At 68.0% G+C, this 15,727-nt stretch carries 12 protein-coding genes and 1 pseudogene; 9 read left to right on the top strand and 4 right to left on the bottom strand.

Annotated elements, in window-relative coordinates:
* Positions 1 to 77 precede the first annotated feature (77 nt).
* The gene (locus VS93_RS09850) at positions 78 to 3,269 is read right to left on the bottom strand and encodes a type ISP restriction/modification enzyme (protein ID WP_156184756.1); all 3,192 of its coding nucleotides are present in this window, start codon (positions 3,267 to 3,269) and stop codon (positions 78 to 80) included.
* 384 nt (positions 3,270 to 3,653) lie between these two features.
* Here VS93_RS09850 and VS93_RS29015 point away from each other — a divergent pair, with 384 nt between their 5' ends.
* Positions 3,654 to 3,848 (top strand): hypothetical protein, encoded by a 195-nt coding sequence (locus VS93_RS29015; RefSeq protein ID WP_156184755.1) that lies wholly within the window; start codon positions 3,654 to 3,656, stop codon positions 3,846 to 3,848.
* A 151-nt stretch (positions 3,849 to 3,999) separates the two neighbouring features.
* Here VS93_RS29015 and VS93_RS09845 read toward each other — a convergent pair whose 3' ends face one another.
* The 3 genes from VS93_RS09845 to VS93_RS09840 all read right to left on the bottom strand — a co-directional run bounded on the left by VS93_RS09845 (position 4,000) and on the right by VS93_RS09840 (position 6,454).
* Positions 4,000 to 4,734: a HEPN domain-containing protein gene (locus VS93_RS09845; RefSeq protein WP_156184754.1), complete on the bottom strand. Its 735-nt coding sequence runs from the start codon at positions 4,732 to 4,734 to the stop codon at positions 4,000 to 4,002.
* Positions 4,735 to 5,068: 334 nt separating this feature from the next.
* Positions 5,069 to 5,497, bottom strand: coding sequence for a hypothetical protein (locus VS93_RS29010; protein WP_156184753.1), 429 nt, complete (start codon positions 5,495 to 5,497; stop codon positions 5,069 to 5,071).
* 510 nt (positions 5,498 to 6,007) lie between these two features.
* The gene (locus tag VS93_RS09840; protein ID WP_046469660.1) at positions 6,008 to 6,454 is read right to left on the bottom strand and encodes a winged helix-turn-helix transcriptional regulator; all 447 of its coding nucleotides are present in this window, start codon (positions 6,452 to 6,454) and stop codon (positions 6,008 to 6,010) included.
* Positions 6,455 to 6,569: 115 nt separating this feature from the next.
* Between VS93_RS09840 and VS93_RS09835 the strand changes: the two genes are divergently transcribed.
* From VS93_RS09835 to VS93_RS09800, 8 genes and pseudogenes are all read left to right on the top strand, one after another.
* Positions 6,570 to 7,478: an NADP-dependent oxidoreductase gene (locus VS93_RS09835; RefSeq protein WP_046469659.1), complete on the top strand. Its 909-nt coding sequence runs from the start codon at positions 6,570 to 6,572 to the stop codon at positions 7,476 to 7,478.
* 422 nt (positions 7,479 to 7,900) lie between these two features.
* Entirely contained in the window at positions 7,901 to 8,482 is a 582-nt protein-coding gene (locus VS93_RS09830) for a TetR/AcrR family transcriptional regulator (RefSeq protein ID WP_046469658.1), read from the top strand.
* A gap of 111 nt (positions 8,483 to 8,593) precedes the next feature.
* The gene (locus VS93_RS09825; protein ID WP_046469657.1) at positions 8,594 to 10,087 is read left to right on the top strand and encodes an MFS transporter; all 1,494 of its coding nucleotides are present in this window, start codon (positions 8,594 to 8,596) and stop codon (positions 10,085 to 10,087) included.
* Positions 10,088 to 10,141: 54 nt separating this feature from the next.
* Positions 10,142 to 10,900 (top strand): SDR family NAD(P)-dependent oxidoreductase, encoded by a 759-nt coding sequence (locus tag VS93_RS09820; protein WP_046469656.1) that lies wholly within the window; start codon positions 10,142 to 10,144, stop codon positions 10,898 to 10,900.
* A 219-nt stretch (positions 10,901 to 11,119) separates the two neighbouring features.
* On the top strand, positions 11,120 to 11,641 hold the full coding sequence (locus VS93_RS26860) for a barstar family protein (protein WP_052745644.1): 522 nt from the start codon (positions 11,120 to 11,122) through the stop codon (positions 11,639 to 11,641).
* Positions 11,642 to 11,694: 53 nt separating this feature from the next.
* Positions 11,695 to 12,063: a VOC family protein gene (locus VS93_RS09810; RefSeq protein ID WP_046469655.1), complete on the top strand. Its 369-nt coding sequence runs from the start codon at positions 11,695 to 11,697 to the stop codon at positions 12,061 to 12,063.
* Between the two features lie 388 nt (positions 12,064 to 12,451).
* A pseudogene (locus VS93_RS09805) lies at positions 12,452 to 14,356 on the top strand (propionyl-CoA synthetase); the annotation flags it as partial.
* Positions 14,357 to 14,761: 405 nt separating this feature from the next.
* The gene (locus tag VS93_RS09800; protein ID WP_046469653.1) at positions 14,762 to 15,664 is read left to right on the top strand and encodes a hypothetical protein; all 903 of its coding nucleotides are present in this window, start codon (positions 14,762 to 14,764) and stop codon (positions 15,662 to 15,664) included.
* Positions 15,665 to 15,727: the final 63 nt, after the last annotated feature.

Raw genomic sequence — 15,727 nt, 5'->3', positions numbered from 1 at the left:
CAAGACCACTCCGGAGGCTGGTCGTCGCTGTGCCAGGGACCAAAAGGGCTTGAGCCTATCTCTGAGGCAGTGTGCTGCTATTGCAGGGGGAGTTCGCCTTGTCCTGAGCCGCGGGGAGGTTTTCGACAGCCCGGGTTTGGGGGGAGGACGCCGTGTTCTTCCAGTTCAGCTACGGTGATCTGCGGTCCTGCGCATACGTCCTGGAGTAGTCGGGCCTGGCTTGGCTCGTGGTCGATCAGCCGGGTGAGCACACTGAGCAGCTCGATCAGTTCGTCGGTGAACCGGGGTCTCCAGCGGTCATGTCGGATGTCGTCTAGTGGGGAGCTGCGGCGTTTGTGTCGTGGGGTGGCCTGGCGCGAGTCAAACCATTTGCGGATCACCCGCATGCCGCCGATGTCGTAGGCCCACACCTCGGGGGAAACCGGGGCTATGATTCCGTCGCCGACGTAGAGGCGCTGGCCGGCGTTGCCGTGGTCGATGTCGTGGGTGATGTGGTCTGGCAGCCGGGTGGGGGAATCGGGGATTTCGACGTGGACCTCGGGTCTGCGGGAGGGGGGCAGCCGAGGCGGGCCTGGTGGGCGCCCTGCGGCCGGGTCGCTGAAGCGCTCGCCGAAGGTGTGCAGCCAGACGATCTCGGTGCCGAGTTCCACCGCCGGGCGCCACAGGTCGGCGTCGCTGGTGAGCGGGACCCGGACTCCGGGGACCCGGAGCTGTTCGCTGAACGTCTGCGTGTAGCCGGGGTGGGCGACCACGGCTGCGATGTAGGCGAGCAGATCGTCGGCGGTCACCGGCATGCCTAGCCGGTCATACAACGTGGCGAGCAGTCCAGGGGCGAGGTTCGGGGCCAGCCCGACTGGATCCCGATAGAGCGGGAGGGTGCGGCCACCGTGGTGTCCCTGGAAGCAGTGCATGTCCGGGACGAGGGCGCTGAAGTGCAGGCCCGGGCCTGAGGAGATCACGTTGGCATGCGGCTCTACGACGAAGACCTGGCGCTCTCCCCGCACGTCCCAAAGGGCCGGGCGTGGGAAATCCACGAAGCGCGGGTCGTCTATGAGCTGCTGTCTGTCGAAACTGCGGAACAAGACGGGCGCGCTGGCGGGAGCGCGCTTTTCGCGGCGAATCGGCGCACGGCCGGGGAGCTGTGTTGAGACATCCCGGTCCCTGGTGGCTTTGAACAGGTGGTCTTTGGAGGCAGGATCAGCGCTGGAGAGCCGGTTCCAGCGGGCCATCAACGTCTCGTGTGTGGGCGCATACACCCATGTCCGGTTGGGTTTGACTCCGGATTGCCGCCAGGGCAGCAGATCCCCCAGGAGTGGGTGCGCCAACCAGTTGGTTTCTTGCGGCCTAAAAGGGCTGGTCCATCCGGTGGCGCATGCGCGCCACCGCTCACCGGACAACCGGAGCCCGGGATCGGTGGTGAGGGCGGCGAGCTTCGCGGCGCGGCTTCCGGTGAGCTGGGCATGGTGGATGCGCGCGGGGGTGTCGGGGTTCGGGAAACCGTAGCGGGCGAAGATCCCGATGCAGATCGGTTGCTGCACCCCGGGAAACAGCCGCGTGGCTACGCCCGGCTGGTGGCCCTCGGGGGTGAGGTCGATGATCCACCCTTCATCGGCGGTCACGCGCAGGTAGCGGCGCATCCCGGCGAACGCGGCCTGGGTCAGGTAGGCGGAGGTGCTGACGAACGCGACGATGCCGACCGGCTGCTGCGGGTGGGCATCGAACACTTTCCAGGTGGCCCAGCGCCAGAAGTAAGTGCTGACCCCGGCCAGTTTGTAGTCGAGCCGCCCTTGCCCGGCCTCGCGGAACTCATCCATCGAGGGCCGCAGGTGTAACGGGTCGGCCTCTGCGGTGCTGCGGCGCTTTTCGATCCAGGGGGCGGCGTCGCGCTGCTTGGCGCGGTCGATGTAGGGCGGGTTGCCCAGGACCACCATCACCGGTTCGCTGCTTTTCACCGCGTTGGCGTGGTTGCGCGATTCGGCGATCTCGGAGTAGGCGGCGCCCAGGCGGGCGTGCTGGTAGTAGGGGTCGTCCAGGGTGTTGATCAAAAACCGCCGGTGTTCTTCGGGGACTTCGGCCCCGTAGGTTTCCTTGAGCTGCTGGTGCAGGCGCAGTTCGGCGACGGCGAAGGGGGCGGCGCTGCGTTCGAACCCGACCAGCCGCTGCCGGTACAGCTCTTTGAGGTGGGTGAGGGCGTGCACCTCGCCGTGCTCGTGTGTGAGGGTCTGTGCTGCCGTTCGCATCACCGAGGCCAGGAAGGTTCCGGTGCCCATCGCGGGATCCAGCGTGGTTACGGAGTCATCCGCAAGGCCGGTTCTCTTGTTCATGCGGGTCTTCAGCACCTCGTCGACGAACTCGGTGATGAAGCGCGCGGCGGGTTCGGGGGTGTAGTAGGCACCGCTCTGCTTTCTCAGCTCCGGGTCGTAGCGCTCCAGGAACGTCTCGTAGAGGTCGATGTGGGCGTGGCGGTGGCCGGCCATCAAGTGCTGCCAGTCGATGGGGGTGAGCACCTGGATGATGGTCGGCAGGACGGTCAGGTTCTTGATGGTGCCCGGGTGGGTCAGCGCGTCGAGGGCCTGGCCGAGCAGCGGGTGGTGCTTGCTGAGCAGTTCTGCGATCTGGCGCGGGGTGCGCCCGCTGAACTCCACACCCGCTTCGCGGGCCAAAAGCAGCGCGAAAGTGACCGTTTGGGCATAGGCATCGGCGAACCTGGGGCCGGGATCCAGGGTGGGGAAAAGCAGCTCGCGCCAGTCCTCGGCGAGCCGGGTGAACGGGCGGGAGGGATCGAGTTGTGGCTCCATTTCGATGATCTCGGCGACTTCTGCGCGCAACGAGCGGCACAGGCCGGCCAGAACGCCGATGAGTTGGTCCAGGGTGTAGGAGGGGTCGGGCTCCCAGAGCAGAAACTCGGTGATCAACCGCTCAAAGGCGTCGCCGGTCGTGCGCAGGCGCTGGCGCCTGCCGAATCCCCCGCTGAATTCGACCGTTTCCCCGGCCTGTTTCCCAAAGTGGAACAGTGCCCACTGCAGGCCGTTGCAGTACAGCACATTGGGCAGCTGCTGGAACTTCTGCCACTGTTCCTTGTCATGCTCGGCGAGGAACGGGCTGGGTGGGATCGGCTTCGATGGCGCTTTCAGCTCCACGTAGCCCACCCTGGCCCCTTCGCCCTGCAGGGTCCGGCCTACGTCGATCCCGTAGTCGGGCCGCGCCCGCAGCCCTTTCAGCCGCACCTCACCATGGCAGGTAATACTCAGGCCAACCCGTTCGGCCATCGCTTCGAGTAATTTCTCGAAGGGGGTCCGCAGCTGGTCCTCATCCTGACCATCCGGCCCCAGCTTCGCAGAAACCTCTCGCCCGAACCGTTCAACAACCGTCGCTACAGAATCAGGAGTTCCACGCCGAGACTTGCGAGGAAGGCCGAGAGGATCTTCCGAGGCCGAGAAAGCAACCACAGCACCGACTCCCCAAAATGTATGCAGACATACACTTCAAGGAGAAATCGATGAGCACCGCACGTCAACGGTCGAACCAGTTAGAAACACCTCTTTGAACGCGCCCCACGTTGATGAAGATAAAACTGTGAACTCTGCTACTGATCTTAAATGCGTGATGTCGCGAGGGCTGACAGCTCAAGAGCTTTGCGGTAGACCGTAGGCATGAAGTATCCGCAAGGCGGTGGGTCGACCGCTGAGCGACGGGAATTTCGCGAGCGGCTGCAGCTGCGAGCCGTCGAGCAGTTCGCTCATGGTGAGGACAACAAGGTCCTGGAGACCTTCCACAGCCGCCAGCGCCGTCACTCCGCGCTCGGCATGCTCACTCAACCGAATACGAACTACGAGCAACCCACGTAGCCTGAAACCCAGCAACCCGACTCCACCGGCCCCGGAAGGGTTCATGGTTGGTTTAGGCGCAGGAGCGCAGCGTGTTGGCGTTCAAGTTCCGGCGGACCAGGAACGCCTTGGTCGCTTAGTCCAAGGTCGGTCCTGCGACGATGGGAGACAGTCATAGCTGCACCGGTTCCAGCTTCGGTAGACCGCTGCCAGTGTGGTCTACGAGGAACTCATTGACAGCGGTCGCGCTTTTCGCGGCCAAACGTTGAATGAGGTCGAGGCCGTCTGTTGCGTGTCTCTTGTGTACGCCCTCCTGCGGCGAGCCGCGATGCGCGATGGAGCCGCGCAGGGTGACAAATTCGTCAAGACGTTTGGTGGTTCTGCTCTGAGGGTTCTTGTGCCAGCACCAGTGTTTAGTGATATCGGACATTCCCACGTTTCTCTGGAAGAACTCTTTGACCTGCCTGGACTTCGGAGTGTTCAGAGAGGTGTCGTCGTCACTGACGAGCAACTGGGCCCGGCTGCGAAGCACAGTCCGCCATCCGTCGTCGGCCAGTGACCAGATCGCCAACTCGTCCTGTTCGCCCAGCAGGCTTCTCTTGAGGCTCTTCTTCAGTTCCTTGGGGAGAGCGGTTCCTTGAAGAGTGTGCTCAGCCAGATGTTGCAGTGCTTCGGCAGCCAGGTCCTCGCAGAAGGCTTCCCAGTAGGCACACGTCATGACCACGGCGGAGCGGCTCACGATCTGGATGTCCGGACGTCTGCGCCCGCGGGCACTGCCGGTTTCCTTGGCGTGGAATTCGATCAGGTTGCTCACGTCGGGAACGGCGTCGTCGAGCAGACTTCGGTGTGCGTGGCCCTGTGCTGTCTCCGTGTTGAGGGCGTTCACTGCGTTCGTGGTCGTTGCCACGCGGAACTCTCTTCTGATGTGACAGGGAATGTGGGACCTTCAATCCTATGATGTCCCTCCGACACACCAGGTGAGAATAGGGGGATGGCTATAACTGACCACGGCGGCGATCAGTGCCATCAGTAGCACCGCGGCGGTGGTGATTCAGCGGGTCTAGCCAGAGGCGACCATCACCGACTACCCCACCGGCTGGCCCCTCACCACCGCTCTTGAGTTCGCTAGCCCGTTTACCTCGAGTGCGAGCGGATGGCAGGTCGATGACTGGCCCCTCGATCAGCGGTTGGGGGTCCGTATTTTGGGAAGCCGGGTCTACCAGTACACAGGTGTTTGTTTACTAACCGGCGCGCTTGAGTTGCCGGCGCTGGTGACGTTCAACGGCGGCCAATGCATCGGGAGACAGCATGGCAACGATCTGGTGCGGCTCTATGTAGAACACATCCGGGTTGCGATTGTGCGGCCCCCATCCGGTCGAGCCGTGCACCAACGCAACACTTCCTGGCTCTGGCCAATTACCTCGGAACCACGCGTCCTGCTGATGCCCTGTCTCCAGCCACAGGATGATGGCTTTTGTTCCGCTTCGGGCCTCTTGATAGACGCGGTAAACCTGGATGAGTTCGGCACCCGACGTCGCCCCACGCCACTCTTGCACCTGCTCCCAGTGTCGGAACAGCACGAGATCCCGCTGGCGTTGATTCCGGAGACGGACCCGCACACTCAGAGCAACAACTGCCGTGACGATCAGTGCGAACACGGCAAGACCCACTGGACGCGCCTCCTTGACCAACAACACTGAGTCCGACGGTTACCCTCGGCCTTATCCGGACACGGAAATAAGACTACTTGCGGTGGAATCGTTCCGGTTTCGACGCCAGAGCTGTGCGCTCCGTGTGTGCTCGGTTGCCTGGGACACAGGCGGCACTGGACACCACCGGATAACAGGAAACGGCAGGTGCGCTGGGATAACACGGCATGAAAGGGCACGCGTCAACCCAGCCCGGCACTGATCGAGGGCACTTTTAATCCGCGGGTTCAGGGTTCGATCCCCTGGGGGCCCACACCCAATGATCAAGGGCGTTCACCCGTAGCGGGGAACGCCTTTGATCATTTGACGGCGGTGATCGACGACAGCCGGCCTCTACGTTTGTGCAGTTCAGAGGGATACTTGCTGGTCGGTGGGGCGCATCCGGGCCCCGGATGCGCCCCACGTCCTCACCTACGGCACGGCCATACCCTCAAAAGCCCTACCCGTGAGCCTCGATCAAGGTCGGTTGGGTCACGTAGAGCGGCTGGGAGCGTCGTACTTCTCGCGGTTGGCGAGCACCTCGTCCATGTGCGCCTCTGCCCACGCCTTGATGCCGCGGATGACTTCATGGAGCGATAGTCCGAGTTCGGTCAGCTCGTAGGTAACCGTGACAGGTACGGTCGGCGTCACCGTGCGGGTGAGCAGGCCGTCGCGCTCGAGGGAGCGCAACGTCTGGGTGAGCATCTTCTGGCTGACCCCGGCCAACCGGCGGGACAGCTCGGAGTAGCGCATCGACCGCGGCTCGCCGAGGCAGTCTTCTCCGGGGTGCGGGCCGTTGCTGCCGAGCGCGGCCAGGACCAGCGCCACCCACTTGTCGGAGATCCGATCGAGGAGCTGGCGGCTGGGACAACCCGCCAGGAACGCGTCGTAATCCGCCTTCGCCTGCGCCCGCTTCTGGGCCGCTGTCATCGTCGGCATCGACCGCTCCTTCCTACCGCGCGGTGACATACGCACTTCGAAGTGCCTACTTCCCGATGGAGAGTTACCCGTCCATTGTGGTGGAGCATCACCGATATCTCCACAGGAGGCGAACATGTCCACCACCTTCCGCACCGCGGTCGTCCGCACTCCGGGCGGTCCCGACTCCATCGAGATCATCGACGCACCCGTCGTCGAGCCCGGACCGGGCCAGGTCCGGGTCGAGATCGCCGGGGCCGCGGTCAACCCCGTCGACCTGGCGCTCGCCGCCGGGGTGTTCCACGGGCTCGGCCTGATCGACCAGCCCGACCACACCGGCTTGGGCTGGGACTTCTCCGGCACCGTCGCCGCGGTCGGCCCGGACGTCGACCTCCCGGTGGGCAGCCGCGTCGCGGGGCTGGTCGATGGCTTCGACCGTGACTTCGGCACGTACGCCGAGCAGCTGGTCGTCGCGGCGGGAGACACCGCCCTGGTGCCCGACGGTCTCGACATGGCCACGGCAGCCACGGTCCCGCTCAACAGCTTGGCCGCAGCCCGATTGCTCGACCTGCTCGGCGACGGCGAAGGCCGGAGCCTGCTGGTGACGGGGGCAGCGGGCGCGGTCGGCGGGTACGTCGCCGTGCTCGCCCAGGACCGCGGCTGGCGGGTCACCGGATTGGCCCGTGCTGAGGACGAGGAGTTCGTGCGCAGCCTCGGCGCCGACTTCACCGCGGAGGCGGCGCCCGGCTGGGACGCGGTAGCCGATGGTGCCGCACTCCAGGATGAAGGCGTCGCGCTGGTCCGGGACGGCGGCCGTTTCGTCGGCGTGCAGCCGAGTGCGGTGCCGGCAGAAGAGCGAGGTGTCACCGTCCGCGTGGTGGTGACGCAGCCCGACGGTGCCCGGCTCGCCCAGCTCCTCGGCGCCGCCGCGAGCGGCCGCCTGCCGGCGCGGGTCCACACCGTCCTACCGCTCGACCAGGTCGCCGCAGCCCACCGCGCCGTCGCGAAGGGAGGGGTGCGCGGGAGGTACGTCCTCCAGCCCTGAAATCCGCCGAGCGTCACCTGACTGTTTGCCCTGCACATGGCCGGATCGCAAGTCGATGAACGGACCTTCGATGACCGTGGCGGGGTTCGTTTTCCGGGAACGTGGGGCCACACCATCCGGCCAGGCGTTCCGCCCACGTGGGCGGAACGCCTTACTTGTCGGGTTGCAATCTGGGTTGCAGTTGACGGCGGTCGCCCCCACAGGTGTTGCGCGCCCGGACCTGCCCCTTGCGCGCCTCGTCCTCCGCCGCGATGCGTGCGCCGCGGCGATGGGGAATGAGCGAGCGTCAGCGAGCCGAGCCGGCCTGCCGCTGTGACCACGGTGCCTCTTGAACACGGAGGAAAACCGGCGCCGTGCCCTGTTCCGCTCCCATTCACCCTCTTTTTTGACCAATCGTTCTTGATTCGGATACGGTGGCGTGCATGGCAAGGACGAAGGAGTTCGATCCGGACGCCGCCCTGGTGGCAGCGCTCGAACTATTCTGGGAGCGCGGATACGAGGCGACGTCGATGGCTGACCTTGTCGAGCGCCTCGGGGTGGCGCGGGCCAGCATCTACGCCACCTTCGGCGGCAAGCGCGAACTCTATTTGAGGGCGCTGGAGAGGTACGGCGAGTTCAAGGACCCCCTGGTGCTGGAACGCCTGTCCCGCCCGGGTCCCGCGCTGCCCGCGGTCCGCGCGCTGGTGGAGGACTACGCCCGCGAGGCCGCCTCTGAGGAGGGGCGGCGCGGCTGCTTCGTGGTCAACACCGCCGTGGAGCTCGCCCCGCACGATCCGGATGCCGCCCGCCGCGTCCAGGGGAACTGGCGCTTCCTGGAGACGGCGATCGGCTCGGCGCTCACGCGCGCCCGCGCCCAGGGTGAACTGGCCGCGGACAAAGACCCTCAAGCGCTCGCCCGCTTCCTGATCACGCTGCTGCAGGGCATGCGGGTCATCGGCAGAGCCGATCCCGACCCGGTGCGGCTGCGCGCCGCCGCCGAGGAGGCCCTGACACTGCTGGACTGACCGCGCCGCCCTGGCCGGACCTCGCGCCTGCGTTCCTCTCGCGGCGGGCACGCATGCCCTAATTAAAGAACGATCAATCTAGAATTTTTCCGCCGCTCCGAAGGAATCGCCGTGGCCGCTGAGTGCACCGCTCCCCCCGCCGAAGGCGGACCACCATGCCCGTCCACGGCCGCCGCCCCGACCACCAGCACCGCGGCTACGGCCCCGGCAGGCGCCCGCCGGGCCTTCCTGCTGCTGGGGACCGTCCAGGTCACTCTTATATTCACCCTCACCCTGGTGGCGGTCCCGCTGCCGCTGATCGGCCGCGAGTTCGGCGTCGGGCAGTCGGCGCTGATCCTCATCGGATCCGCATACGGCCTCGCGTTCAGCGGACTGCTGCTGTTCGGCGGGCGACTCGCCGACCGCTACGGCGGGCAGCGAGTGTTCCTCGCGGGTGTGGTCGTTCTCCTGACCACCTCGATTCTCGCCGCCGCGGCCCCGGGAGCCGGCACACTCATCGGCGCGCGCTTCGCCCAAGGAGCGGGCGCGGCCCTCGTCGCGCCCGCGGCCATGGCGGTGCTGCGGTCGGTCTTCTCCACCCCGGAAAGCCACGCCCGCGCCATGGCGACGTGGGGCAGCCTGTCGGTGATGGGGGCGATGGGCGGCAACCTCGTCTCCGGATTCGTCGCCACCTGGGTGTCGTGGCGATGGATGTTCGCGGTCCCGCTGTTCGTCACCGCGCTGGCACTGGCGCTGGCGCGGCGTCTGCTGCCGCGGGCGGAGCCTCCCCACGGACCGCGCCCCTCCCTGGACCTGCCGGGCGCGGTCCTCGCCACCGCCGGAATCACCCTGTTCAGCTACGCCCTGGTGGTGATCGACGACCACGGCTGGTCGGCGGCGGAGGTGCTGATCCCCCTGCTCTCCGGGCTCGGCCTGCTCGGGGTGTTCGTCGCCGTGGAACTGCGGGCGCGCGACCCGCTGCTGCCGCCCCGCTTCCTCACCGACGCGCGCCGGGCCACCGCCCTGCCGGCGATCCTGCTCGCCGCCGCCGGCACCGGCACCGCGGCCGTGCTGCTCATCTTCTACCTGCAGCAGATCCGCGACTGGTCGGCGCTTTCCACCTCGCTCACCTTCGTGCCCTTCACCATCGTGCTGATCGCCACCGGCGCGGCCGGTAGCCGGCTCGTTTCCGGGTTCGGCGCCCGCGTGGTCGCCGTCGCTGGGCTCGCCACCTGCGCCGGGGCCTTCCTCCTTCTCGCCGGGCTCGACACCGCGACCGGCTACCTGAGCGGCCTGCTGCCCGGGATGCTGCTGCTGGCCGCCGGCTCGGCGGCGGTGTTCTCCTCCGCGGCGGTGCTCGCCGTGGTCGGGGTGCCCCAGCGGCAGAGCGGGCTGGCCGGTGGGGTGATGAACACCGCGATGGAGATCGGGCCCACAGCGGGTCTGGCGATTCTGGTGGCGGTGGCCGCCGTCCGGACCGCACACCTGGCCCAAAGCGGTGCCTCCGCGCCCGTTGCCACCGCCGCCGGTTACGGCTGGGCCTTCGGCGCCGCCGGCCTTGCCTTTCTTCTCCTGGCCGTCGTGACGGCCGGACTCGGCCACGCCTGCCGCGACCGGGGTCACTGACGGAGTATCCGTCCCCTCGCCCCCGTGAAATAGTCACAACCGAAGGAGTCATCCATGACCGAACGTTTCACTGGATCCACCGCGCTGGTCACCGGCGGGGGCAGCGGGATCGGCCGCGCTGTCGCGCTGGCCTTCGCCCGGGAGGGCGCCTTCGTGGTCGTCGCGGGCCGCAGGGCCGAACCGCTGGAGGGCACCGTGAAGCTCATCCAGGATGCCGGCGGTACCGCCTCGGCCGTCACCGCCGACGTCACCGATGCCGAGGACATGGCCCGCCTGATGGAGGAGACGGCGCGGCGGTGCGGGCGACTGGACATCGCCGTGAACAACGCCGGGACGCTGACCGCCGCCGACCCGGTGGCCGACATCGACGAGCGGGAGTGGCGGACACTGCTGGAGGTGAACGTCACGGGCGTACTTCTGGCGATGGGGGAACAGATCCGGCACATGCGGGGGCGGGGCGGCACCATCGTCAACGTCTCCTCCAACATCGGCACGCACCTGCGCATCCCCGGAATCGGGGCCTACGCCGCGTCCAAGGCGGCGGTCACCACGCTGACCAGGGCCGCGGCCCTGGAATACATCGGCGAGGGGATCCGGATCAACGCGGTCAGCCCCGGCGCCTCCGACACCCCAATGTCGCTGCTGCCCGGCGAGACCGAAGAGCAGCGCGCCGCACGGATGCGCGAGCAGGTCCCCATCGGCAGGATCGGCGCCCTGGAGGAAATCGCCCCGGCGGTGCTGTACCTGGCCTCTCCCGAGTCGGGCTTCGCGGTCGGCACCGACCTTGTGCTCGACGGCGGTGCCGCGGCGTAGCCCCCGCGGACGGGCTCCGCCCCGGCCGTCTTCTCCCGATCCGCCATTTCTGTCCCCCGGTCGTGCTAACCATGGCATCCCTGGCCGTGGCGCGGCCGGGCGGACTCGGTCCCGGTATCGGTCGTGGCCGAGCAGCCCAGCGTGTCGACCTGCCCGTAGCACCCAGCCTGACGACCACTACAAGTCCTTCTACATCGTCGAATGAAACCGGAGTCGTTGGTGAGCCAGAAAGAGATTCGCGAGCTGTTCACCCGCCCCGAGGCCCCGTGGGCCGTCGTCGCCGATGAGACACTCGCGGTTGACGAACTTCGGGAGGAGCTGTCCGTTACCAGGGGAATAGCATGGGTGGACCTGGACGGCGCCGAAATGACACGGTACGAGTCACTCATGGCCGCTTTCCAGACGAAATTCGAAATCCCCGATTACTTCGGGCACAACTGGCCGGCCCTGGACGAGACCCTTGCCGACCTGGAATGGTTCCCGGCAGAAGGCTACGTCGCCCATGTACGGAACGCTCATATGGTGCTGCAGGACCATACTGAGTACGGACTGCACGTCTTCTACAGGCTTATGGGGAGAGTCTCAGAGGAGTGGTCGGTTCCGGTGGAGGTCGGCGAGTACTGGGATCGCGGCCCCGTCCCCTTCCACTGGCTGCTGACGTGCCCCAAAGACGCGCGCCAGGGTGTCGTCGACCTCTTCCGGGAGGCGGAAGCAGAGGCCCCGCGGGTCCTCGACACATGACCCGCGCCGCGAAGACCACGCCGCTTGTCACACCCCCCGGGCAGAATCGAGACATGCTCGATCACCTTGCCATCCAGGTCGCCGACGTCGCGGCCAGCGCGCGCTTCTACGACACGGTCCTCGGGCCTCTGGGCGGTCGCCGGATCCTCGACTTCGGCGAGACCGTGGGATTCGGGAGGGCCCATCCCAGCTTCTGGATCGGCCCGCGCACCACTCCGGGCGAGGCGCGCGAGGTCCACATCGCGTTCACCGCCGCCGACCGTGCCACCGTCACAGCCTTCTACGAGGCCGCCGTGGGCATTGGCGCCGAGCCGCTGCACGCGCCTCGCACCTGGCCGGAGTACCACGACTCCTACTTCGGGGCCTTCGTACGCGACCCCGACGGCAACAACGTGGAGGCCGTCTGCCACGCGGCCGAGTAGCGCTTCGCGGACGACCGCCGGCGCGTGCCGCCCCAAGGAGTCGCCGAGAGGGGCGTCATGGGCCGCACGCGGCGCCCGACCGCATTGCCACCGGTGAGCACCCACGCCGCGGACGCCCATCCGGCGCAGCGCGTCGAAACGCCGCCGCTCCTGACCGCCCCCAGGAGACATGCCCGCGCTCGCCTCGGCCTTTGTCAACTCGTATCCGAGGGACTGAGGGCATTTCCGAGTGAACAGTGATACACCGGGAAGCATCGCTTGGCGGGGCCGTCGAGCCGGTCCGCCGGGTGGTACGCGCGCTTCTCCCCGCGCCGGTCCGACGAGCTCAACGGGGCGTGCGTTCTCCACAAGACGGTGAGCAGCGTGTGAAAGCAGGTCGGCCAGTCAGCGGGAGGCAGTCGCCATGGGCAGCTATTCGACGGTTTATCAGCGGAGTCTGTCGGCCCCTGAGGGGTTCTGGCTCGACGCGGCCGGGATGGTCGACTGGGACGAGGCCCCGACACGGGCGCTCGACGATACGCGCGTGCCCTTCTACCGGTGGTTTCCCGACGGTGTACTCAACACCTGCTTCAACGCGCTCGATCGGCACGTACGGGACGGGCACGGCGAGCAGACCGCGCTGATCTGGGACTCCGCGATGACCGGGATGGTGGCCCGGTGGACCTACCGGGAACTGCTGGAGCGCGTCGCGGTGTTCGCCGGCGCCCTCCGCGAGCAGGGCGTCGACAAGGGCGACCGCGTCGTGATCTACATGCCGATGATCCCGGAAGCGGTCATCGCGATGCTGGCCTGCGCGCGCATCGGCGCGGTGCATTCGGTGGTCTTCGGAGGCTTCGCTCCGAAGGAGCTGGCCGCGCGCATCGACGACGCCCACCCCTCGCTGATCGTCGCCGCCTCGTGCGGGCTGGAACCGAACCGGGTGGTGGAGTACAAGCCGATCGTCGACGAGGCCCTGCGGCTGAGCTCGCACCAGCCGAAGGCGGTCGTCGTGCTCCAACGGGACCGCCACCAAGCCGAGCTCGGCGCGCGCGACGTGGACTGGAACGCCGCGACGGCGCGGGCGGAACCGGCCGACTGCCTGCCGGTGCGGGCCACCGATCCGCTCTATATCCTCTACACCTCCGGAACGACCGGCCGCCCGAAGGGCGTGGTGCGCGACAACGGCGGGCACGCGGTGTCCCTGTGCTGGTCGCTGGCCAACGTCTACGGCATCGGACCGGGCGAGGTGTTCTGGACGGCCTCCGATGTCGGGTGGGTCGTGGGCCACTCCTACATCGTCTATGCGCCGCTGCTGAGCGGTGCGACCACCGTGATGTACGAGGGGAAGCCGGTGGGGACCCCGGACGCGGGGGCGTTCTGGCGAGTCGTCGCCGACCACAGGGTCAAAGCGCTGTTCACCGCGCCCACAGCGTTCCGGGCGATCAAGCGCATGGACCCGGACGCCCGGAAGCTCGCCGAACACGACACGTCCAGCCTGCAGACGCTGTTCCTGGCCGGGGAGCGCCTCGACCCCGAGACCCACAAGTGGGCCGTCGACACCCTGGGCGTTCCGGTGATCGACCACTGGTGGCAGACCGAGACCGGTTGGCCCGTCTGCGCGAACCTGCGCGGTTTGGAGCCGATGCCGGTCAAGGCGGGTTCTCCCACCGTCCCGGTTCCCGGATACGACCTGGCCGTCCTCGACACGTCGGGACGGCCGCTACCGCCGGGGCAGGACGGCGCGCTCTGCATCAGGCTCCCGCTGCCGCCGGGAACGCTACCCACCCTGTGGGGGGACGACGAGCGGTTCCGCGAGTCGTACCTGTCGCAGTATCCCGGCTACTACGCCACCGGTGACAACGGCTACATCGACAGCGACGGCTACGTCTTCGTCATGGGGCGCAACGACGATGTGATCAACGTTGCCGGCCACCGGCTGTCGACCGGCTCCATGGAGGCGGTGCTCGCCGCGCACCCGGCCGTGGCCGAGTGCGCGGTGATCGGCGTGTACGACACGCTCAAAGGCCAGGTGCCGCGCGGGTTCGTCGTGCTCAAGTCCGGTGTGGAGATCGACCGCGCCACGCTGCGCGACGAGCTGGTGGCCGCCGTGCGCGAGCAGATCGGACCCGTCGCGGCGTTCCGCGACGTCGACGTGGTCGACGGCCTGCCCAAGACGCGCTCCGGCAAGATCCTGCGCAAACCCATGCGGGAGATCGCCGATCGCGGCGATACCACGGTGCCCTCGACCATCGAGGATCCCGAGGTGCTCGACAGGCTCCGCCCCACGCTGCGCGCCGACCACCCCGGCTCCTGACGGGCCCCGCTATGGCAGGAGGCGCCCCCCGGTCGGGTTCGCCGTCGTGGGCGGCGAGCACCTCGCTCCCCGGGGAGACGGCAGCGGCCTCCCCAGCCGTGGAAGGCGGAGGAGCCGAGTCGGCCGGTGAGGTAGCGCCCCCGGCTCGGGATCCGGGACGTCGAACGCCCACCGGCCATGCCCCAGGGGCGCAGCACCCAGCGCCTCCCCTGGGATGGGATGTCGCGACGACCACTGGAACGGGAGCACGAGACTATCGGGGGCCGGGACAGCCGCAGCGGAACGGCCTCCCATGTGAACGGCGACCGGGTGTGGGTAGGACTCCGGACTCGGCCTGCCGGCGGTGATCACCGAACCGCCGGCACATCACGTTCCACCCCGACCCCCACCCCCAGCGAGGGCACCATGCGCAACGACCGGCTCCGTGAACTTCTCGCCGACCAGGGCCACCCGGTGGCCGCCGGAATCACCGAGAGCGGCCGGCGGTTCCCCGACGGATCGCGCTACCGCGTCGAGATTCCCAGTTGCGAGGGGCCCGCTGTGTTCGAGGCCGTACTGGAGGAGGCCGCGCAGCGGGACGTCACCATCGACCGGGTCTCGCAGGGCAGCGGCGTCATGATGCTCAGCAACGCGGAGATCCGGCACATGGCGAAGCTCGGGGACGCGAACGACGTCGAGGTGAACCTGTTCCTCGGTCCGCGCGCGGGATGGGACACCGGCGGGCAGGCCAAGGTGACCGCCGCGGTCGCCGGAAGCGCGCGCGGCAACGCGGCCGTCGCCGCCAGTGTCAACGACGCGCTGCGCGCCTGCGACCTCGGTATCCGCAGCCTCCTGGTCGGGGACCTCGGCACCCTCGCCGTGCTCGGCGAACTCAAGGCCGCGGGCACCCTCCCGGCGGAGCTGGTGCTCAAGACGTCCGTGGTGATGCCGCTGACCAACGGCCCGACCGCATCGCTGTACGAGCGGCTCGGCGCGACCAGCCTGAACGTGTCCACCGACCTCGACCCGGCCACCCTCACCGAGGTCCGCTACGCCACCCGGTCGCCGATCGACGTGTACATCGAGGTTCCCGACGACCAGGGCGGCGCCGTACGCTTCTACGACGTTCCCGACGTCATCCGCGCGGCCGCGCCGGTGCATCTGAAGTTCGGCGTGCGCAACGCGCCGAACATCTATCCCAGCGGGGCCCACCTGCGCTCGGTCGCCGTCGATCTCGGGCGGGAGCGCGTCCGCCGCGCCGCGCTCGCCCTCGAACTGCTCGCCGATCTCGACCCCGACCTCCTCGATGCCGGCGAGTCCGGACAGTAGGGCGCCGCACGGGTGAGCACCGGCCGTCGCCCGGCGGCCGGGGACGTCCCGCGCCGGCGCGGA

The organism is Allosalinactinospora lopnorensis, assembly GCF_000981225.1.
GTDB lineage: Bacteria > Actinomycetota > Actinomycetes > Streptosporangiales > Streptosporangiaceae > Allosalinactinospora > Allosalinactinospora lopnorensis.
The sequence above is the reverse complement of the archived record's forward strand: the minus strand, read 5'-3'. Positions and strand labels throughout refer to the sequence as shown.

What these genes read in the sequence shown, in the direction of transcription:
- VS93_RS09850 (WP_156184756.1), bottom strand. Translation starts at nt 3,269, where the DNA reads ATGGCCGAACGGGTTGGCCTGAGTATTACCTGCCATGGTGAGGTGCGG.
- VS93_RS29015 (WP_156184755.1), top strand. Translation starts at nt 3,654, where the DNA reads ATGAAGTATCCGCAAGGCGGTGGGTCGACCGCTGAGCGACGGGAATTT.
- VS93_RS09840 (WP_046469660.1), bottom strand. Translation starts at nt 6,454, where the DNA reads ATGCCGACGATGACAGCGGCCCAGAAGCGGGCGCAGGCGAAGGCGGAT.
- VS93_RS09835 (WP_046469659.1), top strand. Translation starts at nt 6,570, where the DNA reads ATGTCCACCACCTTCCGCACCGCGGTCGTCCGCACTCCGGGCGGTCCC.
- VS93_RS09830 (WP_046469658.1), top strand. Translation starts at nt 7,901, where the DNA reads ATGGCAAGGACGAAGGAGTTCGATCCGGACGCCGCCCTGGTGGCAGCG.
- VS93_RS09820 (WP_046469656.1), top strand. Translation starts at nt 10,142, where the DNA reads ATGACCGAACGTTTCACTGGATCCACCGCGCTGGTCACCGGCGGGGGC.
- VS93_RS09810 (WP_046469655.1), top strand. Translation starts at nt 11,695, where the DNA reads ATGCTCGATCACCTTGCCATCCAGGTCGCCGACGTCGCGGCCAGCGCG.
- VS93_RS09800 (WP_046469653.1), top strand. Translation starts at nt 14,762, where the DNA reads ATGCGCAACGACCGGCTCCGTGAACTTCTCGCCGACCAGGGCCACCCG.